Origin of the sequence: Burkholderia cepacia ATCC 25416, from assembly GCF_001411495.1 — a bacterium.
GTDB classification, from domain to species: domain Bacteria; phylum Pseudomonadota; class Gammaproteobacteria; order Burkholderiales; family Burkholderiaceae; genus Burkholderia; species Burkholderia cepacia.
Genome location: NZ_CP012981.1, coordinates 2,353,208 through 2,374,155, shown reverse-complemented (window position 1 = coordinate 2,374,155; position 20,948 = coordinate 2,353,208). Strand labels below are relative to the sequence as shown.

Here is a 20,948-nt window from a genome sequence, read left to right as displayed (position 1 = left end):
AACCCACTCCATGATGAGCGCGCGTCAGTCGCGCGCCCGATCGAGTTTCGGCGCCAGCATGGCCTGCAGGCCGCGCGCCGCACCCTTCCACATCCGTACATAGCCGTCCAGGCCGATGCGCAGCACTTCCTTCAGCCCGCGGAGCGGCGTGTCGACGCGCTGGCCTTCGTGCCAGTCGAGCCACGCGTCCGCGCGCCCGAACGTGCATTGCACGAGCTGGCGCTCCTGTTCGAGCGTCAGTTCCTCGAAGCTCACGCCGACATGGGTCGGCGTCACGCGGCTCACGCGCACCGGGAACGGGAACGGCCGGTCGCCGCGCGTCACGCACACCGTCAGCGTGTCGCCGACGGCGACCGGGAGCCCCGGCACCGCTTCGAGACCGAGGCCGCCCGTCGAGTAGTCGCTCGTGAAGCATGCGGCCGTCGAGCCGTCGGCGAGCAGCAGCGTGGCCGGCACGCGCATCGCGATCCGGTGCGTGACGCGCACCTGTTTGGTCTCGCGCGCGACGGCGAGCGCGGCGCCGAGCATCGCGAGGTTGTACACGGTCCAGCCGAGCGTGATCAGGATCGTCGACGCCTCGTCGCCCTGGTCGGCCACGAGCCGCCAGATGCCGGCGAGGATCGCGAGCACGTTCAGCCCGAACAGCACGAGATACGGCTTCGACGTCGACCAGTCGACGTAGCCTTCGTCGATCTTGCCGCCCTTGTCGGTCACGTTGAACTTGCCGTGCTTCGGGCTGAAGAACGCGACGGTGGTCGGCAGCGCGATGTACCACGCGAGCACCGACTCGTAGACCTCGGCCCAGAACGAATGGCGGTAGCGCCCCTGCATCCGCGAGTTCGCGACGTTCGCGAGCACCAGGTACGGGATCACGTAGCTCGCGAGCGCGAGCGACGACGCGTTGATGAAGTACAGGTGGAAGAACAGGTACGCGAGCGGGATCGTCAGGAACACGAGCCGCGGAATCCCGTAGAAGAAGTGCAGCATCGCGTTGCCGTAGCAGATCCGCTGGATCAGGCCGAGCCCGCGCCCGAGGAACGGGTTGTCGATGCGGAAGATCTGCGCCATCCCGCGCGCCCAGCGCGTGCGCTGCTTCACGTGGCCCGCGAGGCTTTCGGTCGCGAGGCCGGCCGCCTGCACGGTCGGCAGGTACGCCGACGTATAGCCGCGCCGGTGCAGCTTGAGCGCCGTGTGCGCATCCTCGGTCACGGTCTCGACCGCGACGCCGCCCACCTCTTCCAGCGCGCTGCGCTTGAGCACCGCGCACGAGCCGCAGAAGAACGTCGCGTTCCACAGGTCGTTGCCCGACTGCACCAGGCCGTAGAACAGGTTGCCCTCGTTCGGGATCTCGCGGAACGTGCCGAGGTTGCGCTCGAACGGATCGGGCGAGAAGAAATGGTGCGGCGTCTGCACCAGCGCGCACTTCGGGTCGCGCAGGAACACGCCCATCGTCGTCTGCAGGAACGAGCGCGTCGGCACGTGATCGCAGTCGAAGATCGCGATGTATTCGCCGTGCGTCTTCGGCAGCGCGCGGTTGATGTTGCCTGCCTTCGCGTGGCGGTTGTCGTCGCGCGTCAGGTAGTCGATGCCGGCCTCGGCCGCGAACGCCGCGAACTCGGGGCGCCGGCCGTCGTCGAGCAGGTACACGCGCAGCTTCGCGCTCGGCCAGTCGATGCTCTGCGCGGCGAATACCGTCGGCTTCACGACCGACAGCGGCTCGTTGTAGGTCGGGATGTAGATGTCGACGGTCGGCCAGGTGTCGGGATCGTCGGGCAGCGGCACGATCGGCCGGTCGAGCGGCCACGCGGTCTGCACGAAGCCGAGCAGCAGGATCATCCACGTATAGGCTTCCGCGCCGTACAGCAGGTAGCCCGCGATGGCCTCGACGGGGCTGCGGAAATCGAGCGTCTGCGTGGTGCGCCACCACACGTAGCGCACCGTCGCGAGCAGCGCGAGCGACGCGAGCGCGAGCGTCGGCAGATGGCCCGGCAGGCGGCGCAGCATGAGCGCCAGCACCGCGACGATCGCGAAGAACGCGAACTGCGCGCCGGGCATCAGCGGCGACATCCCGGCCGCGGCCCACAGCAGTGCGCCGGCCACCAGCAGCAGCGGCGCGAGCCAGCGGCGCCGGCCGACGCCGTTCGCGCGCGCATCGAGCCAGCCGCCCCAGCGCACCCATGGCAGACGCTCGAGCAACGCGTTGATGCGCCGGCCGACCGCGCGCCCGGCCACGTAGACGGGCACGACGGTCTTGTCGAACCAGGCGAGCGGATCGCGCGCGGGGCGGCCGTCGGCCGCGCGCGGCGCCCGCACGATCGCGCGCCACAGCCATTCGCGCGGGCTGAGCGGCTGCAGCACGCCCCACTCCTGCGCGAGCCGCAGCGACGCGACACGCACCCAGCGGCGCACGTGATCGGGCCGGCCGGGCGGCGGGGCGTGGAAGAACAACCGCACGAGCCAGTCGACCAGCGTGCGTTGCGCGGGCAAGCCGATGCCGCGCGCGATCCAGTCGGCCGTGCGGCGTCCGAACGCGCGCAGGCGCGGCGCGATGCGCGCGTTCATCGCGCTGCTCCGCGGCGAACGGCGGCGCGTGCCGCCAGCCATGTATCGACCCAGTTCGCGACGCCGTTCAGGTCGTGCGACGCCTGCGAATACGGTGCGTCGTCGAAGATCCAGCTGCCGCGCGCGAGCGCTTCGGGCACGGCCGCATCGACGTGGATGCGCTGCTCGAGCATCGACGCCGGCCCCGCGACCGCACGCAGCATCGCGAGCGCGTCGCGCTGCATGTCGCGCGCCGGATTCAGCCGGTTCACGACGATGTGCAGTTCGCCGCCCGCCCCGAGCGCGTCGAGCCGCGCGGCCGTCGTCGCGCAGGCGGCCGGCTCGGGCGGCACGACGACGAGCGTCAGGTCCGCGCGGCGAATCGCCTGCTCGGCCTGCGTCGACGGATAGCGCGCGGTGTCGATCAGCACGACGCCGTCGGCCGGCAACGCGATCTCGTCGAGCGCGCGCGACAGCCACGCCGGATCCGCCGCGAGCCGCGCATCGCATGCGGCCGCGCCGGCCGCGTCGACCTGCCCGTAAGGCACGAACAGCACGCCATCGGCGTTGCGCCACGTGTGCGCGTGCCACGGCTCGGCGCCGCCGAGCACGCTCTGCGCGAGGCCGTGCTCGGCCAGCGTGTCGAGGCCGAGCGTCGCGCCCATCAGGTTCTGCGCGTCGAATTCGACGGCGACGACCGGCCTGCCGCGGCGCGCCAGCAGCACCGCGAGCGCGGCCGTGAGCGTCGTGCGGCCCGCGCCCCCGGTCGTCGACGTAATCGCGATCGTCTTCATCGGGCCGCCTCGCCGTGACGTTCGTCATGCTCGCCACGCTCGCGCCCGGCGTCGGGCAGCAGCCGCCCGCGCAGCGCGACCGGCACGAGTTCGCACGGCACCGCGTCGCGCCGGTCGATCCCGCGCGGCGCATGAAAGCCGCGGCCGATGCCGAGATGCTGCGCGACGATCCACACGGGCACCGCGATCGCGATGCCGACGATGAATCCGATGACGAGTTCGGCGATCATGCGACCCCCTCCTTGCGCAGCGGCATCGCGCTGCGGATGGCGCTGCGCTTGCGCGCGGCGAGAATGACGGGTTCCGGCGCCGCAGCATCGGCGGCCGCGGCGGCCGGCGTCGCACCGATCGCCTCGAGCGCGACAATCGTATCGATCGCGTCGATCGCACCGCTCACTTCGCTCGCGTCGGGCAACGCGTCGCCGGGCCCGGTGCGCGCGAGCGGGGCGCGACTGGCGCCCGCCGGCTGCGCGGCCCCGAACAAATCGCTGTAGTCGGCGATCGGCGCACGCCGGTTCTCGGCCTTCAGCGCGTTGAGTTCGCTATCGATGCTGCCCTGCCCGAGACACACGACGCGGTCGGACAGCGTGTCGACCGGCACGTCGAAGATGCGCGCGAGCGCGTCCTCCGCGTCCGCCGGTTCGCACGCGAACAGGAACACGTACAGGTGCGCGGCATCGGCCGTCACGACGTCGCCCGCGCGGCGCGGGCGGCAATGCCGCAGCGCGTCGACGTGCGACACACCGGGCAGCAGCGCGATCTTCGCGAGCGTGTGCGGCAGCGCGAGCACGGCGCCGCGATCGAGCACCGCGCGAATCCGCAGGCAGAACGCGCCGACCGGCAGATAACCGAGCACCGAATCGCCGAGCGCGGCCGCGAGCGCCGCACGATAGTCGGCCGCGACGGGCCGCGCATAGAGCTGGCCGCGCAGTGCGTGCACGGCCCCCTGCAGTCGCGATACCGGCAGGTCGCGTGCGATGACGCGGCTCGCGCCGACGCTCAGCACGAGCATCTCGAACTGCTGGCGCAGCACTTCGCCGCGCTCGACGACCGCGATCTTCAGCGCACCGCCGCACTGCCGGCGCAGCGTGTGCACGTCCGCGCACAGCGCTTCGAGCTGCGCATGCGAACGGAACGCGAGCACCGCGGTCGCGGCCTGGGCACGCGCGCAGGCGGCAACGACGGCCGCGTTGTCCTCGACGATTTCCCAGCCCTGCGGCGCGCGGTTCGTGCCGTCGAGCACCGCGCGGCTGACGACGACGCGATCCTCGTCGCTCGCGAGCTTCATCCGGTTCGCCGGCTCGGTCGCGCCGCCGTCGATGCTCGCCGACAGCCGGCCGCCCGGCGCGAAACGCAGCGGCCGTACCTCGCCGGCCGCGAGCGTATCGCCCGCGCGCCAGAAATCGACGATCCACAGCAGCTCGCCATGGGTGCGCTGCAACTGCGCGACGCCCGAGCAGATACCGTGGAAACCGCTGCGCGGCGTGCGATCCGCGTCGCGCACGAGCGGTGCATCGTCGGTGCGTGCCGCGTCGTCCGCGCGGCTCGCTTCGGGATCGAGCAGCAGCACGAGCGCGATCCGGCGCGTGCGGCACCAGTCGGCGAGTGCGTGCGCCTCGTCGGCGAGCGCGATCGGGTCGTCCCAGCTGAACCAGCGCTGCGCGCCCTCGACGAAATACAGCGAGCGTGCGCGAAAGCCGTAACGCTTCATCGCGCGTAGGCCGCCGGTCAGCCGCGCGAACGGGCCCGGTGCCGCGCGGCGCGGTGCGTCGGCCGTCGCGCCCGTGCCGGTGCCGGCGCCGTCACCGCCGGCCGGATCGGCCGCGGGCGCGGGCGGCATCGCGAGCACGTTCAGGTTGCGCGGCCAGCCGGCCGGATGCGCGCCGTCCGCGAAGCCGCGCGCCCGCATCTGCTCGGCAACGTGCGCCGCGTCGCGCGCGAGCACGATCGTCACGTCGCGCGTGCGCGCCTGCCGTGCGCTCTCCCACACGAGCGCATCGCAGGCCGGCGTACCGCCGGCCGCGTAGATCGCGTACAGGCCGCCGGCTTCCAGCTGTGTCCACGCGTCGGGCAAGCCGTCGATCGCGAGCCGGCTCACCGTGCCGGCGCGACCGCCGGCCGGCCCCGCGCCCAGCAGCGCACGCAGACGGCCCAGCAGGCCGGCGGCGCCGAGCGCGGGACGGGTGGCATCGATTTCCGTATTCACGGCGCGTTCCCCTAGTAATCCGAATAAAGCCGCACGGGTGTCGGCGTGACGAGCCAGCTGCGTTGCGCACGGGCGTCGAACGCATAGCGCAGGTACACGAGCGCCGAACTCGGCGCGTAGTCGTGCGACCGGTCGACGTGCAGCTGCGCGCCGACGCTCAGGTGCGGGTTCACGCGATACTCGACGATCCCGTTGACGCCGTACGAGAACGACACGCCGCGCGTCGAGCTGCCCGCGTACACGAACCCGGCCGCCACCTGCGCGGCCCGCTGGTCCGAGAACGTCGGGTAATACAGCGAATCCTTCTCGTAGCTGTTCGAGATCCCGCCCGTGACGGTCAGGTCCCACGACAGCGCATCGTGCCGCCCCGCCCATTCGATCGGCACGCCGAGCGACAGATAGCGCTGCGGGCTGTAGTAACCGCCCTGCCCGTACGTGTAGTAGCGCAGGTTCTGCGCGTAGTGCCACGCGTTGCCGACGAGCCCGGTGCTGACCTTCATCGTCGCGCGCTCGTACACGGGCACCGTGAAGCCCGTGCGCAGCGTGACTTCCGCGTTGCGCTCGACGTTTCGGCCGGACAGCACGCCCGCGCCGAGTTCCGCGAACAGGTTCGTGCGGCCGACGTCGACCGACGCGCGCAGGTTCACGCCGTCGCGGCGCACGCCGCCCCAGACCGCGCCCGTCCACGGGTCGCGCATCCCCGCGTACGACAGCACGCTGCTCGTTTCCGGCCGCCGCGACGCGTTCACCGAGAAGCTGGCGGGGCCCGCGTCGAAGCGATAGCGCACGCCGCCGACGAGGTAATGCACGGGAAAACCGAGCGGCGACGTGCCGAGGTCGACGCGCCATGCGTCCGACAGATAGCCGGCGCCGAGCGCGACGCCCGTCGTCGACTGGTGCAGCGAACCCGGCGGATTCGCGATCGATGCGGGCGTCAGCGCGTTCTGCGCCCTGAGCGCCGCGAACGTGCCGAACGTCTTGAGCGAATACGCATTCGGGTTGCTCGTATCGAGCGTGCCCGGATCGAGATGCACGGTGTCGATCTGCGCGAACACGTGACCGTCGTAGCGGACCGGCATCTGCATGTAGATCGGCACCTGCTGCGCGCGATACGAAGAGATGCCTTCGTCGCCCGATTTGTACGCAGGCGTCCAGCCGGTCTCGATCTCGGGATTGCGCCGCTGCTCGAGATCCGCGAACGCGGCCTGCGCGGGCGTCAGGCCGTCACGGCCCGGGCTCACGCCCGTCGCGCGCTCCTGCGACTGCGACAACCGGTACAGCGACGCCGCGTCGTCATAGCGGCCCTGCGCCTCGGCCACGCGCCCGGCCGCGACCGTCACGTCGGCGCGCGCCGGATATGCGGCATGCAGCCGGTCGGTCACCTGCGCGGCTTCGTCCGCGCGGCGCAGCGCGTTCAGGCGGCGCACGGCCGACAGTTGCGTGTCGACGTCGTCGTCCGGCGTGCGCGCGAGCACCGCCTGCACGCGCGCCAGCGCGGCGGCACGGTTGCCGCTGTCCTCGTCGATGCGTGCCAGCGCGAGCTGCGTATCGGCATCGTCCGGCGTGCGCGCGACGACCGGCGCGAGCGCATCGCGCGCCGCGTCGTAACGGCCTTGCGCGCGTTCGAGATCGGCCCGTTCGAGCGCATGACGCTTGTCCGCGCGGCCGGCCGGGCTCGCACGATCGAGCAGCTTGCGCGCCTGCGCGTAGTCCTGCCGCGCGATCGCATCGTCGGTCTCCCGCAACACGAGCCGCAGCGACTGGTCCTCGATCCGCGCCGTCTGCGCGGGCGTCAGCGACGGTTCCCGGCGCAGCGTGTCGAGCCACGCGGCAAGCGCGTCGTCGCGCCCCGCGCCGCCGAGCAGGTCGCCATAGCGCAGCCGCACGTCCGTATCGGCTTCACGCGGGTGAGCGGCGATCCAGTCGTGCAACGGTGCGAGGCCGCGATCCGGTTCGCCCGCGTCGATCCACTGCGCGCCGATCGCGGCGAGCATGTCGGGATCGTCCGGCGCGCTCGCCTGGGCCTGCGCGAGCGACGCGGCGAACGCCGTGCGGTCGCCGCGCGCGAGCGCATCGCGTGCGTCGGCCAGCGCGCGTTGCGCATCGAGCTTGCGCGCGAGCGCGCGCATCCCGTCCGTACGATGCGCGTCGTCGACCGGCGCGAGCGCGGCCTGCGCGCCCGCCACGTCGTCGAGCGAATTGCGATACAGCGCGGTCGCGTAGCGCATCTCGGGCGTCGCGCCTTGCGCGAGCCCGTCGTCCATCACCGTGCGGCCGAGTTGCGGCAGCCCCATGTCGCGATAGAGGCGCGCGAGCGCGAAGCGCGTCCACGGCGCGTCGGGCGCCGCGCGCACGGCCGCCTCGTAGCGCTGCGCGGCGGGCCCGCGTTCGCCCTTGTCCGCCAGCGCGCGCGCCTGGTCCGCGAGCAGGTCGGCACGCAGGCCGTCGAGCGCGTGCTGGCCGTCGCGGCCCGTCACGCGGCCTTGCAGCGCGTCGAGCAGCGGGCCGATCCGGTCCGCGCGGCTGGTGTTCTGATACAGCGTGGCCGTATCGCGCACGGCCGCGAGGCTCGGCGAACGCGCGGCCAGCAGCTCGCGCAGCAACGGCTCCGCGCGCGCCCAGTCGCGCTGCGCGAGCAACGCATCGGCAAGCTGCAGCTTCGCGTCCGGACTGTCCGGCTGCATCGCGAGTGCCGCACGCGCTGCGCGCTCCGCGTCCTGCGGACGTCCCGCGGCCGCCGCCGCGCGGCCTTGCGCGAGCAGCCCCCAGAACTGCGCGGTGCGCGCGAGGCCCTGCCATTTGCCGCGCTGGTCGGTCGCGAGCGTCGCGGCGCGCGTGAACAGCGCGCGCGCCTCGTCGTGCCGCCCTTCGCGCAGGCGCAGCAGGCCGAGCCCGCCGACCGCGTCGGCGTCGTCCGCGCGTGCGCGCGCGGCGCGCGTCAGCAGCGGATCGGCGCCGGCCAGGTCGCCGCGCGCGAGCGCCTGCAGGCCGCGCTGCTGCGCGATGTAGTCGGGATTGCGCTCGAGCCGGCGCTGCGCGTCGCGCTGGCGATCCAGCGCCGCCGCGCGATCGACGAATTCGGTGTCGTCCGGCACGAGCACGAGGTACGCATGCAGCGCATCGAGATACGCGGGATCGCTGCCGGCCGACTGCAGCACGCGCCGCCACTGCGCCATTGCCTCCGTATGGTCGGCGTCCGCGCGCTTCGCGAGCGCCCACGCGAGCCGGTTCGCCTCCGGCCGCGTGTCGGCACGCTGGTTCAGGAGCCGCACGAGCGCCATCGCCGCGCTCGTGTCCTGCGGATCGGCCGCGACCGCGCGGCGCAGCGCGGCGATCGCCGGCTCGCGCCCGCCCGGCGCATTCGACACGATCTGGTAGTACTCGGCGCCGAGCGCGCCCTCCGGCGCACCGTTCGGAAACAGCGCGACGATCCGCCGTGCCGCCTCGTCGGCACGGCCGCTGCGCGCGAGCAGACGGATCTGCGCCATCTCGCCGCGCCCGCTCGTCGCGACGCGATATTCGTCGGCGACCCGCCGCGTGGCGGGCGCATTCGGCGACTGTGCCTGCAGGCGCGCGAGCGAGGCCTGCGCGCCTTTCGCGTCGCCGAGCCGCAGCAGCACGCGAACCTGTTCGGCCAGCAGCTCGGGATCGCCCGGCGCGATCAGCAGCCCCTTGCGCAGCGCGTCGCGCGCCAGGTCGTCGCGATGCTTGACGCCCCACATCCGCGCGGTTTCGAGCTGGCGCTGCGCATCGGCGGACGCGGCGGCCGCCGGCGTCGCGGAGGATGCCATCGTCGTGCCCGGCGCGGTGCCCGGCGCCGCCGCGCATACCGACGACGCGAGCCACGCGAATCCCGCCACATGCGGCGCGGCGCGCTTCAGCGGGCGGCGCACGAGCGGCCTCCCCAGCGGGCGTCGAGCGTGCCGTCCGCGCCGAACCGGTAGCGTCCGTCGCGCCAGCCGAGCCCGAACAGCGTCAGCACGCTCGTGTAGTACCCGGGCGCCGACTGGCGCGCGAGCGTATCGACACGCGCCGCCTGCGCATCGGCGAGCGCGCGCTGACCGCGCGCGTCGAGGAACGGCACGGCGGCCGCCGAAAACCCGCCGTTGCCGTCGTTCGGCCCCGCGACGCCCGTCGTCGTATCGACCTTCTCGGGCGGCGCGCCATGCGCGGCGATATGGTCGGCGAACGGCGCAAAGCGTGCGAGCAGCGGCGCGGCGAGCGGATCGGCGCGGTCGAGCATGCCGGCCCACAGGTACACGCGGATCGCGTTGTACGCGCTCTGCGCATGCGTGTCGCGATCGGGCCCGAAACCCGTGCCCGCGCGATACAGCGCCCAGTCGGGAGAAAAGCCCTTCGGTGCCGTGTCGAGCAGCACGCGGCCGGTGCTGGCGGCGAGCGCGGCCCAGCGCCGGTCGTCGGGCAGGCGCGCGCCGAGCGCGCGGATCACCTGCGGCGGCGAATAGCTCGGGTTCAAACGCCACTGACCGTCGGCCAGCTTGAACCCCGTCGGCCCCGGCAGCAGCGTGAGGCCGAGGCCCGGCACGGTCGCGGTCTCGTCGTCGAGCACGCGCTTCGCGAGCAGCGCGCCGCGCGCCGTGTAGCTGCGCTCGTGCCACAGCCGCCCGGCCTCGACGAGTGCATACGCGATCCACAGGTCGGCGTCCGACGCCGCGTTCGCGTCGAGCACGCGCCACGCGCCGTCGGGCGCACGGCCCCACAGCCACGCCGGCAGGTGCGCGCTCAGGTCGCCCTGCGCGAGATTGTTCTCGGTCCATGCGAGGATCGTGTCGAACATGCGCCGGTCGTTCGCGACCAGCGCGAAGAAGAGTCCATACGCCTGCCCCTCCGACACCGTGCGTGAATCGGCCGAGCCGACGTCGATCACGCGGCCGTCGGCCGAGATGAAATCGCGCTTGAACGCGTCCCAGCGCGGCCACGCCGCGCCGCATCCCGCGTCGGCCGCGTCAGCCGCGCCCGCGGCGTGCGCGCGCGTGGCCATGCCGGCTCCCGTGCACGTCATCGCCACCGCCAGCGCGAGTGCCGCGCCGACGCGCCGCGCCGGCCGCGTTGCCCGTCGCTTCGCCATAACCCGCGCCATCCGTTACATCCCCCGTCGACGCGCGGCGATTCTCTGCAGCACGCTGAACACGCCGAGCGCGAGCAGCAGCCCCGCGACCACGCCGACCGCGCCGAGCACGACCGGATGCCGCGCCGCTTCCGTCCACACGCGCGCATACCACGGCACGAAGCCGACCACGTAAGGCTCGCCGACGCGCAGGCTGTCGACCTGCCCCGGCCGCACCAGCGCGAGGTCGCCCTGCAGCTGCGACACGAGCCCGGCGTTCTCGAACACGTCGAGCAGATCGCCGAGGCGCGGCTGGTCGGTCGCCGTCAGCGCGACCACGCTGCGCCCCCGGCTGCCCGGCAGCTCGAACCCGGCAAGCGCCGCGAGCGAGCCGGTCTGCTCGATGCGCGCGCCGCCTTCGGCCAGGCCGACGCCGTTGCGCCAGCGCTCCTTCACCGAGAACGCGATGCGCGCGGTGCCTTCGCCGCCCGCGCTGCCCTGCTCGCCGATCACGAGCGGCAGCGCCGAGCGCCAGTGCGCGAGCAGCGGCGACGCGGGCGAGCCGTCGATCACGAGCAGGTCCTTGCTGCCCGACAGCGCGGCGACGTCGCCGGGCCGCGCGACCTGCACGCGCAGGGCCGGAAACCCGGTCCATTCGCCCATGTGGCCGAGCATCGTCAGGTAGGCCTCGAGCTCCTGCGGCGACGGCCGGTCGGGCATCACGACGGCCGTCTGCGACAGGTCGGCGAAGCGCGTGAACGGGAAGCCGCTGTTCGCGAAGAACGCGAGGTTCGGCAATTGCGCGTAATGGACGAAGTGCGAGAAGTCGATCGTCGAATCGGGATCGATAGCCGCGCGCTGCGGCTCGGTCGCCGTGCTTGAGCACAGGCCCGTCTTCTGCGAGTCGAGCGTGAAGCGGAACTGCAGCTGGTTGCCGCTGCCGACCCGGAACGCCGGGATGTCGACGTCGCTCGTCACGCGCCCTTCGGGCACCGACAGCAGCGGCAGCTGCATGCGGCCGTGCGCGTCCTCGGCTTGGGCCGGCCCGAGCCGGTACGACTTCACGAGCTGCTCGTTGATCTCGACGGCGAGCGTCGAGTTGTCCTGCACGGTCGGCGCCGTGTAGCGGTAGCGCAGCGTGATCGGCACGCCCGCGCCGTTCCACGAATGCAGATCGGCCGGCACGCGCAGGTTCAGGCGGATTGCGTCGGGCGTCGTGCCGCGCACTTCCAGCTGGCGCGTATCGGATACGAGCTCGCGGAACGCGATCGGCCGGTTCACGGGCAGCCAGCGCGGCGCGTCGTACGGCTTGCGCGGCGCGCCGGGATCGACGTGCGCGACCGTCGCCGCCGGCCCCGACAGCGCCGCGCGGCCCAGCACGAGCGTCGCGACCGCATCGTCGACCTCGGCCGCCGTGCGGCCCGTGACGACGAGCAGCTTGCGCCCCGGCGCGGCCGGGTTGTCCGCCACCGCGAGCAGCGGGCCGTTGATCGACGGCAGCGCGAGGCCGGCCGGCAGCGTCGCGGCCGTGCCGATCACCACCGCCTGGTCGTCCGTCGGCAGCCCGGACGACACCGGGAACCGCGCATGCCGGTAATCGGCCAGCGCGCCGAACCACGACGCGAGCACGCCCGCGCTGCGCAGCGTCGCCGAATCCGGCGACGCCGGCAGCACGAACGGCAACCGCACGCGGCCGTTGTCGCGCCGGTCGAAGAACGGCGCGGGCAGCAGCGCGAGATCGTTCGGCAGGCGCACCGGCGACTCGTCGAGGATCAGCTCGCTCTTCGGGCTCACGTCGGCCCACAGCGCCGAGTTCGACGGATCCTCGCAATGGTCGAGCGTGTAGTGCGCGATCAGGCGCAGGCCGATCTGGTTGAAATCCGAGAAATAGCGCGGATCGATCGGGATTTCCTGCGTGACCGTCCGGCCCGCCTGCGCGGCGTCGAACGGAACGGTCGCGATCACCTCGCCGTTCACCGACACCTTCAGGTGCGACATCGGGAACACCAGCGACGGCGAATAGGCGTAGGTCAGGCGCAGCCGCGCGCCGGTGACCACGCGGTCGAGCCGCACGCCCGCGTTGATCGTGCGCGCGTCGTCGGCGCCGCGCAGGCGCAGCGGATCGAACGCACCGAGCGACGCGAACGGCAGGTGCACCGTCGTCGCCGGCAAGCCGGCGGACGGCGCACTGGCCGCCGCGGGCGCGGACGCGGCCGCGAGCACCGGCGCCGGCATCGCGCCCGAGGCTGCTGCTGCTGCGGCGGCCGGCACGGCCGGCATCGGTGCGGCCGACAGCGCGGCGGCGTGAAACGCGCCGACCATGGCGGCCGACAGGACGAACAGCGACACGGCCGGCTTCATGCGCCGCTCCGTTTCGTCAGGATCGTCAGGTCATTCGTTGCATCGGAACCGATGCGCGCAAAGCAGCTATGCCCGTGAGTGAACAATCCCACTGCTTCCCCTCATATCTATCCAACTGGCCTGATTCATTTATCGAAACGATGCGGCGATTTCTTTAATCGCCTGTCATCGTGCTGCGCGCGCCTGGCACCGGCACGCGCCCATTCGTCACACTATCTCAAAAATAGGACAAAACTTACCCCGATTCGCGACGATGAAGCGAAAAAAACCTCAATCCAGTCGAAAATGCTGCGCGAGAGGGATGAATGGTAAGAATTGCGCCGTTGTCGCCCAACGGGCCGAACGGCATACTGCCGGCGCGGTTCGGCCGGCCGGCGGCGGTTCGTTGCAGACCGCCCCGGAACGCGCCGCCGCGAAGCGGCGCGTATGCTACCGCAATCCCGTGCCGCCGGACGTGCTTTCTTTCACGGAAAACTGACTTGAATCAAATCGCCGACACCGCCACTCCGTCCCCCGATACCCTGCTGCGCATCATTGCCGCCCAGACCGAGATCGCGAAGCTCGGCCTCGACCTCGGCAGCGTGATGGCCTATGTGGCCGAGCAGGTGCCGCAGCTCACCGGTGCGAGCGCCGCCGCGGTCGAATTCGCCGAGGGTGACGACATGGTGTACCGCGCCGCGTCGGGCACCGCGGCCGGGATGCTCGGCCTGCGGCTGCGGCGCTCGGGCAGCCTGTCCGGCCTGTGCGTGCAGCAAGGCGAGCTGCTGCACTGCATCGATTCGGAAACCGACCCGCGCGTCGATCGCGACGCATGCCGGCGTGTCGGCCTGCGCTCGATGCTCGTGATGCCGCTCACCCATGCCGACACGACGGTCGGCGTGCTGAAGGTGATGTCGCCGGAAGTCGACGGCTTTTCGCCAGCCGATGCCGGCACGCTGCGGCTGACGGCCGACCTGATCGCCGCCGCGATGTTCTACGCGGCGCGCAACGAGGCGAACGAACTCTACATGCGCGCGACGCACGATGCGCTCACGGGCCTGCCGAACCGCGCGCTGTTCTACGACCGCCTGCGGCAGTCGATGCACACGACGCTGCGCGCGAACGGCCGGCTCGGCATCCTCAACATCGACATGGACGGGCTGAAGCCGATCAATGACGGATTCGGCCACCGCGCGGGCGACGCTGCGCTGCGCGAGATCGCCACGCGGATGCAGGGCGCGGTGCGGCGCTCGGATACGGTCGCGCGCATCGGCGGCGACGAATTCGCAGTGATCCTGCCGAACATCGGCAACCGCGACGATGCGCATGCGCAAAGCACGCGGCTCGCGCGCCAGGTGAGCGAACCGTTCGAATTCGAGGGGCGCCCGCTGCGGCTCGGCGTCAGCGTCGGAATCGCGCTGCCGCCCGACGACGGCACCGACATGACCGCGCTGATCGAGCATGCGGACCAGGCGATGTATGAGGTGAAGCGCACGCGGTCGCAGCGGACGGCTCACGCGTAACGCGCACTCGAAGACGGCTTCCTCGATGCACGGGCGGCCGGAACGACAGCGTCGACCACGCGCGGCGAGCTCACACGGCCGCTGACTAGCCGATCTGCGAAACGGCAATCGCGAGCCCGACCACGAGCCACTGCACGATCGCGACGAGCACACCTGCGCGGCACAGCCCAACCGCGCCGCGCACGCGTGCGTCGAGCGCACGTCCGGCCTTCGACGCGTCGATCCAGCCGAGATCGGCAAGCGCGCGGTCGAGCGCGGCAAGGGCGTCGTCGACCGATGCATCGCCGGCCGCCGCGCGCGCAAGCGCGGCGAACAGCCGGCGGTCGATCTCAATCCGCACCGCAACCCACAGCGCCGCGATCCCCGACCCGGTGCTGACGACGGCCAGCAGCACGCGCGCGACCGTCGCCGGCGCCCAGCCCGATGCGATCCACCAGCCCGCGCCGGCCGCGGCCAGTGCGGCCGCGATCGCCCACACGCCTGCATCGAGCGCGCCGCGCGCGGCGGCAATCCTGAATGGCGCGGACGGGTCGCGCATCACACACCTCCCGCGCCGCGGCGGCCATCGATCCAGTGCTGCAGCACGGCCACGCCGTCGTCCGACCACACCGCATGCAGCCGCACCGCGCGCACCGCGGCCAGCGCGTCGCGCGCATCGCCGAATCCGCGTCGCGCCGCCAGCCACGCGGCCGCGCACAGCACGCTGCGCCCGTAGCCGAGCGCGCAGCAGACCAGCACGTCGCGCCCTTCCCCGTGCAGGCGTTCGAGCGCCGCGACGGCCTGCGCAAGTTGCGCGGCCGTCGGCGCGACGAGGTCGAGCTGCGGCACGCTCGCATAGGCGAGCGATGCGTCGGCCGCCGCCCAGCGCGGCATTTCGGCCGTCAGGTCGACCAGTGCCGTGAAACCGTGGCGGCGCACGTCGGATGTGGTCGGCGTGCGGCCGAGCGACACGCGTTCGTCGATCCGCACCGGCGCCGGCTGCCGGAACGTCCACAGCCGCGAATTGACGAATGCGCCGGCGATCGTCGGCGCGAGCAGCCAGCGGATGACGACCGGGAAACGCCCGTGCGCATCCTTCTGGAACGCGCCGGGTGCGCCGCGCCGGTAGATCCACGCGACACACGCGAGCGCCAGCGCGACCCACCCGGCCGCCAGCGCCCAGCCGGGCGCGTGCGGCACGCACCAGAGCGCCACGAGCGCGACCGCCGCCGCGCCGAGCGCATAACGACGCGCGAGCGCACGGCCGGCCGCGCCCGGCGACGCATCGGCGCCCGGCAGCCGGCCCGCGGCATCGCGCAGCGGAAACAGGAACAGCGCGAGACAGCCGACCGCCGCACCGGTCGGCACGTCGATCGCGTGATGCTGGTAGGTCGTCAGCACCGACACGCCGATCGCCGCGAACCACAGATGGAGCACGACGCGCGCGAGCGTGCCGCGCACGTGCTTCGCATAGACGGCCCACAGCACGACGAGCAGCCCGATGTGCAGCGACGGCGCCTGGTTGAACGGCTTGTCGAACCCCATCAGCAGCGTGAACAGCGCACCGGCCACGCCGCCCGCGTCGGGCCGCTCGAACCCGAAGCGCAGCGGCCACGCGATGAAGCACGCGACCGATACCAGTTGCACGGTCAACAGCCGTTTCACGTGATCGAGCAGGTCGGCGCGGCGCGTCCAGAAGAAGAACGACAGCGCATACAGCAGGTCGATCGACCAGTACGGCACGATCGTCCACGGCACGAACGGGATCGCGTGTTCCCAGCCGAACGCGAAGGTCGGCACCGCCACGCGGCGCGCGGCGAGCCAGTTCGCGAAGCCGTAGGTCGAGAAGAACACGGCGCCCATCACCGCGAGCCAGCCGAGACGCAGCGCGAACGACGCGTCGCGTGTGCCGGCCGCCGACGCCTGCGCCGCCAGGCCGCGCGCGTCGCCGCCGAATTCGCTCATGACGCGTCGACCCGCTGCGCGAGGCTGACCGTGAAAATGCCCATTTCGTCGATCCGCTGGTCGAGCTTGCGGAACCCCGCGCGCGCGACGAGTTCGTCCATCTCGGCCTGCGAGCGGCGGCGCATCACCCAGGTCGCCTCGCCGCGGTGATTGTTCAATGCGCGCGCGATGAATTCGAGCTGCGGATGCCACGGCTGCCCCGTATAGACGAGATAACCGCCCGGCGGCACGGCCTGCGCGAGCCCGCGCAGCGAGCGCTCGATCAGCGCGTTCTCGCCGAACAGTTCGTAGAGGCCCGACACGATCGCGAGCGTCGGACGCGGCTCGAGCGTCGCGAGCGACGCCTCGTCGAACGCGTCGCCGCGCTCGAAGCGCGCGATCGGCTCGAGGCCGCGCTGCGCGATCAGCACGCGCCCGGCCTCGACGTTCGGCGGGCTGTAGTCGCGCAGCGTGATGTCGTCGGGCGCCGCGCCGTCACGCTCGGCGGCCGACGCGATCGCGTCGAGCACGTAGCGCCCGTGCCCGGCCGCGATATCGACGATCCGCACCGGCGTGCCGTGGCCGCGCAGGCGGCCGATCGCCGCGCCGATCAGCTCCTGCAGATGCACCTTGCGCTGGCGGATGCCGACCCAGCCCGGCGAATCGAGATACGTGCGGTCGATCAGCGCACCGACGCCGAGCCGCCCCTGCGCGCGGTTGCGATACACGTAATCGAGCGTCGAGCCCGAATCGAAACCGAGCCGCAGCCCGAGCGCGATACCGTCCGACAGCGCGCCGCCGGCCTTCAGGCCGGCCCGCGTGAGCGCCCAGTACGCACGCGCGAACGCATTCGAGGGCGGGCGGCCGAGCGCCGCGTATTCATCGTGGAACGCACCGCGCCGGTCGGCATCGGCGAGCGACACGCGCGGGCTCGGCGCATCGAATTCGCGCAGCACGAATGCGCGCAGCGGCGCGAGCGCCTGCGCGCGATCGCGTTCGCCGAGCGTGTCGTGATAGAAGCCCGGCAGCACGATGCGCTCCTTGCGCGCGGCGCCCAGGCGTTCGAAGAAGCGGTCCTGCGGGCCGCGATGCACGACCCAGTCGGCGCCCGAGATCAGCAGTTGCGTCGGCACGGTGATCGCGGCCGCATCGGCGACGATCCGCTGCGCGGTGTCGTGCAGGTCGAGCAGCATGTTGACCGCGATCGGCCGCGTGATCAGCGGATCGGACGCATAACTCGCGATCCGCTCGGGATCGTGCGTGAGGAATTTCGGTTTCACGTAGCTGTTCACGTAGAACAGCCCGCGCAGCTTGTGCATCAGCCGCAGGCCCGGTCGCGCGAACGGCACGTAGAGCTTGATGTGAAACGCCGGCGACGCGACGACGAGCGCGCGGATCGGCGGCGCGTAGTCGTGCACCCAGGTGGCCGCGAGCACCGCGCCGACGCTCTGGCCGACCACGGCCATGTCCTCGATCGCGATGCCGTGCGTGTCGCGGATATGTTCGACGAAGGTCTGCAGGTCGCGTACCGACGCGGCCGCGCTCGGGCTGTAGCCGCGTGCGCCGGGCGAGCGGCCGTGGCCGCGCGCATCCCACGCGAAGAACGCGAAATCCGGCAGGTCGAGCTCGTCGACGAGATGCGCGACGCGCGCCGAATGTTCGTGGCCGCGATGCAGCAGCACGATGGCGCCGCGGCAGCGCGGGCCCGTTGCGGGCCAGTGACGATAGAACAGCGTTTCGCCGTCGTGCGTGATGAAGTCGGCCTCGCGGGCCAGGCGTGCGCTCATGCGTTTTCTCTCGTTTCGTTATTCGAATCTTGGTGCGCCGCCCTCCGGCGCCCGGTACCGCCACTGCCTTTGACTGCCTTGACTACCCTTTCAACCGCCCTTTTCCGCGATGCCGGCCTGCACGCGCCGGACCACGGTCACGATCGACAGCACGATCAGCAGCCGCCACAGCCATGCGGCGACACCGCCGACCGGAAACCCGAGCCCGATCCACAGCGCGAACGCGCCGAGGGCGAGCGCGCGGTCGCTCTTGCCGAACGGGCCGTCGTAGCGGCGGCTCACGCCGACCAGCGGGCCGATCAGCCCCGCGCATTCGACGATCACCGCCGTCAGCGCGAACAGCCAGACGTCTGCCGGAGCGAACGCCGGAATCGCGAGAAACGGCAGCACCAGCGCGACATCGGACACGACGTCGCCGAGTTCGTTCAGGTACGCGCCGAGCGTGCTTTTCTGGTTGTGCTCGCGCGCGAGCATCCCGTCGATCGCATTGAGCGCCATCCGCACGAACAGCCACAGCGGGATCAGCAGGAACAGCGCGCGGGCAAACACGCCGAGCCCGGCGAGCGCGCCGACGACGATCGAGCCGCCGGCCGCGAACAGCGTGACCTGGTTGGCCGTGACGCCGCGCTCGGCGAGCGAGTTCGCGAACGGGCGCAGGCGGTTCTGGAATTTGGGTTTGAGTGCGTAGAGGCTCATCGTTTCGTATTCGTTCTATTCACGCGGCACAGTCGGACACCTTTCCCGCCGCCATGCCCCGGGCGGCGAAACGGCCCTGGACGGCCTTCCATGGACGGCCCTAATCGTCGCCGAGCGGCCCCGATGCGTCAAGCATGCGCCCGGCGCGCAAGCGCGGCGCCAATCTGGCGTTTTTGACGGAAACTCGCGATAATCCGCTGGCCCGAGCGCAGCACGATCCATTCGAACTGCAAACGGGCACTCGTGCAACAGCCGATTATCACGCCGCCGACCGGCGCATTCGCCGCGACGCAACAGCGTGTGGCGGCGAATCGTCCGATTATCGCGGACCTGCGACAGGCAGCCACGAATTTGAAAAAATTTAAACAAGGGCCGTCCGGCGCGCATCCTGCCGCGCCGGCATTCCGGGGTTCCGCCCGGCGCGCATGCGCCTCGGGCCATGCAGGCAGGCAGGAGGCGCGACGCCGATGAACATTCTCAACGTCTGGCAGCGCGACTTCCTGCTGTCCATCGTGCGGCTCGTCGCCGGCGCGTATCCGGTCTGGCATCAGGCGCCGCCGTCCCCCACGCAGAAGATCTACTTCTCGAACCACACGAGCCACATCGACACGCTCGCGATCCTCGCCGCGCTGCCGCGCGACGTGCGCGCGGTCGTGCGGCCCGTCGCCGCGCGCGACTACTGGGACAGCAGCGACGCGAAGCGCCACATCGCGCAGAAGCTGCTGAACGTCGTGCTGATCGATCGCCACCGCGAGTCCGGCGGCGATCCGCTCGACCCCGTGCGCGACGCACTCCGGCAGGGCCATTCGATCATCATCTTCCCGGAAGGCACGCGCGGCGCCGAGATCCTGCCGCAACCGTTCAAGAGCGGGCTGTTCCACCTCGCGACCGAGTTTCCGGACGTCGCGCTCGCGCCCGTCTATCTCGAGAACCTGCAACGGATCATGCCGAAGGGTGCGATCTGGCCGGTGCCGCTGATCTGCAAGGTGCACTTCGGCGCGAACGATGCGCTCGGTGCCCAGGAAGACAAGCCGACGTTCCTCGCCCGCATGCGCGACGCGATCGTCGCGCTCGCGCCGCCGCAGCGGCCGGCCGGCTGAACACCGCCCTCTCCTTTCCCTTTTCCGGATATCCCCCATGCGAACTCTCTTCTGGGAACTGGTCGCGGGCGTCACGGGCGTGCTCGTCATCGCCACCGTGATCGGCGCGATCCTCGGCGCGCGCAGCGGCGGCACGAGCGCGACCATCGTCAACCTGAACCAGCGCATCCGTGCGTGGTGGGCGATGATCGCGATCATGGTCATCGCGATCGGCCTCGGCAACAACGTCACGTATCTCGTGTTCGCGGTGCTGTCCTACCTGACGCTGCGCGAATTCATCACGCTCACGCCGACGACCGCGAGCGACCACACGACGCTGTTCATCGCGTTCTTCGTCGCGATCCCCGTGCAATACCTGCTGCTCGGGATCAACTGGTACGGGATGTACTCGATCTTCGTGCCCGTGCACCTGTTCTTCGCGATGTCGCTCGTGTCGGCGCTCACGCAGGACACGCGCGAATTCCTGAGCCGCAACGCGAAGATCAACTGGGCGCTGATGGTGTGCGTGTACGGGCTGAGCCACGCGCCGGCCGTGCTGATCCTTGACATTCCGCGCTACACGGGACAGAACGCGCTGCTGCTGTTCTTCTTCCTGCTCGTCGTGCAGATCAGCGACGTGCTGCAGTATGTCGTCGGCAAGCTGTTCGGGCGCCGCAAGATCGCGCCGCAGCTGTCGCCGTCCAAGACGATCGAAGGGTTCGTCGGCGGCGGGCTGCTCGCGACGCTGTGCGGCGCGTCGCTGTATCGCGTGACGCCGTTCAGTTTCGGCGCCGCGTTCGGGATCTCGCTCGCGATCGTGATCGCGGGCTTCGTCGGCGGCCTCGTGCTGTCGGCCGTCAAGCGCTCGCTCGGCACCAAGGACTGGGGTTCGATGATCGCGGGCCACGGCGGGATGCTCGATCGCGTCGACTCGATCTGCTTCGCCGCGCCGGTGTTCTTCCACCTCGTCCGGTATCTGTACGTGTGACAG

At 71.5% G+C, this 20,948-nt stretch carries 15 protein-coding genes; 4 read left to right on the top strand and 11 right to left on the bottom strand.

The window, feature by feature from the left end:
- Positions 1-24 precede the first annotated feature (24 nt).
- Genes bcsA through bcsB form a run of 7 tightly spaced genes read right to left on the bottom strand, consistent with a single transcriptional unit; the run spans position 25 to position 12,970 of the window.
- The gene (gene bcsA, locus APZ15_RS10760; protein ID WP_027787775.1) at positions 25-2,562 is read right to left on the bottom strand and encodes a UDP-forming cellulose synthase catalytic subunit; all 2,538 of its coding nucleotides are present in this window, start codon (positions 2,560-2,562) and stop codon (positions 25-27) included.
- Complete coding sequence (bcsQ, locus tag APZ15_RS10755; protein WP_027787776.1) at positions 2,559-3,335, bottom strand: cellulose biosynthesis protein BcsQ; 777 nt, start codon at positions 3,333-3,335, stop codon at positions 2,559-2,561. Before bcsQ ends, bcsA begins: the two co-directional genes overlap by 4 nt.
- A complete protein-coding gene (locus APZ15_RS10750) occupies positions 3,332-3,565 on the bottom strand; it encodes a hypothetical protein (RefSeq protein WP_027787777.1) in 234 nt (77 codons plus the stop codon). The genes bcsQ and APZ15_RS10750 overlap by 4 nt, the downstream gene beginning before the upstream one ends.
- Positions 3,562-5,541, bottom strand: a complete 1,980-nt coding sequence (gene bcsE, locus APZ15_RS10745; protein ID WP_027787778.1) for a cellulose biosynthesis protein BcsE — start codon at positions 5,539-5,541, stop codon at positions 3,562-3,564. Before bcsE ends, APZ15_RS10750 begins: the two co-directional genes overlap by 4 nt.
- A gap of 11 nt (positions 5,542-5,552) precedes the next feature.
- Entirely contained in the window at positions 5,553-9,434 is a 3,882-nt protein-coding gene (locus APZ15_RS10740; RefSeq protein WP_027787779.1) for a cellulose synthase subunit BcsC-related outer membrane protein, read from the bottom strand.
- Positions 9,419-10,642, bottom strand: a complete 1,224-nt coding sequence (bcsZ, locus tag APZ15_RS10735; RefSeq protein ID WP_027787780.1) for a cellulose synthase complex periplasmic endoglucanase BcsZ — start codon at positions 10,640-10,642, stop codon at positions 9,419-9,421. The genes APZ15_RS10740 and bcsZ overlap by 16 nt, the downstream gene beginning before the upstream one ends.
- A 3-nt stretch (positions 10,643-10,645) precedes the next feature.
- A complete protein-coding gene (gene bcsB / locus APZ15_RS10730; protein WP_027787781.1) occupies positions 10,646-12,970 on the bottom strand; it encodes a cellulose biosynthesis cyclic di-GMP-binding regulatory protein BcsB in 2,325 nt (774 codons plus the stop codon).
- A 479-nt stretch (positions 12,971-13,449) separates the two neighbouring features.
- Between bcsB and APZ15_RS10725 the strand changes: the two genes are divergently transcribed.
- A complete protein-coding gene (locus APZ15_RS10725) occupies positions 13,450-14,472 on the top strand; it encodes a diguanylate cyclase domain-containing protein (protein ID WP_370448718.1) in 1,023 nt (340 codons plus the stop codon).
- Positions 14,473-14,557: 85 nt separating this feature from the next.
- On the opposite strand, the gene APZ15_RS10720 is transcribed toward APZ15_RS10725, so the two are convergent.
- The 4 genes from APZ15_RS10720 to APZ15_RS10705 form a co-directional block, all read right to left on the bottom strand.
- Complete coding sequence (locus tag APZ15_RS10720; protein WP_027787783.1) at positions 14,558-15,010, bottom strand: hypothetical protein; 453 nt, start codon at positions 15,008-15,010, stop codon at positions 14,558-14,560.
- Positions 15,010-16,416 (bottom strand): phosphatase PAP2/dual specificity phosphatase family protein, encoded by a 1,407-nt coding sequence (locus tag APZ15_RS10715; protein WP_027787784.1) that lies wholly within the window; start codon positions 16,414-16,416, stop codon positions 15,010-15,012. Before APZ15_RS10715 ends, APZ15_RS10720 begins: the two co-directional genes overlap by 1 nt.
- Entirely contained in the window at positions 16,413-18,182 is a 1,770-nt protein-coding gene (locus APZ15_RS10710) for a bifunctional alpha/beta hydrolase/class I SAM-dependent methyltransferase (RefSeq protein ID WP_027787785.1), read from the bottom strand. The genes APZ15_RS10715 and APZ15_RS10710 overlap by 4 nt, the downstream gene beginning before the upstream one ends.
- A 90-nt stretch (positions 18,183-18,272) precedes the next feature.
- Positions 18,273-18,878 carry a CDP-alcohol phosphatidyltransferase family protein gene (locus APZ15_RS10705; RefSeq protein WP_027787786.1) on the bottom strand — a complete coding sequence of 202 codons (606 nt, stop codon included), beginning with the start codon at positions 18,876-18,878 and terminating at the stop codon, positions 18,273-18,275.
- 134 nt (positions 18,879-19,012) lie between these two features.
- Between APZ15_RS10705 and APZ15_RS40845 the strand changes: the two genes are divergently transcribed.
- The 3 genes from APZ15_RS40845 to APZ15_RS10695 all read left to right on the top strand — a co-directional run bounded on the left by APZ15_RS40845 (position 19,013) and on the right by APZ15_RS10695 (position 20,945).
- Positions 19,013-19,243 (top strand): hypothetical protein, encoded by a 231-nt coding sequence (locus APZ15_RS40845; protein WP_155253126.1) that lies wholly within the window; start codon positions 19,013-19,015, stop codon positions 19,241-19,243.
- A gap of 102 nt (positions 19,244-19,345) precedes the next feature.
- On the top strand, positions 19,346-19,978 hold the full coding sequence (locus APZ15_RS10700) for a lysophospholipid acyltransferase family protein (RefSeq protein WP_027787787.1): 633 nt from the start codon (positions 19,346-19,348) through the stop codon (positions 19,976-19,978).
- A gap of 37 nt (positions 19,979-20,015) precedes the next feature.
- Positions 20,016-20,945 carry a phosphatidate cytidylyltransferase gene (locus APZ15_RS10695; RefSeq protein WP_027787788.1) on the top strand — a complete coding sequence of 310 codons (930 nt, stop codon included), beginning with the start codon at positions 20,016-20,018 and terminating at the stop codon, positions 20,943-20,945.
- Positions 20,946-20,948: the final 3 nt, after the last annotated feature.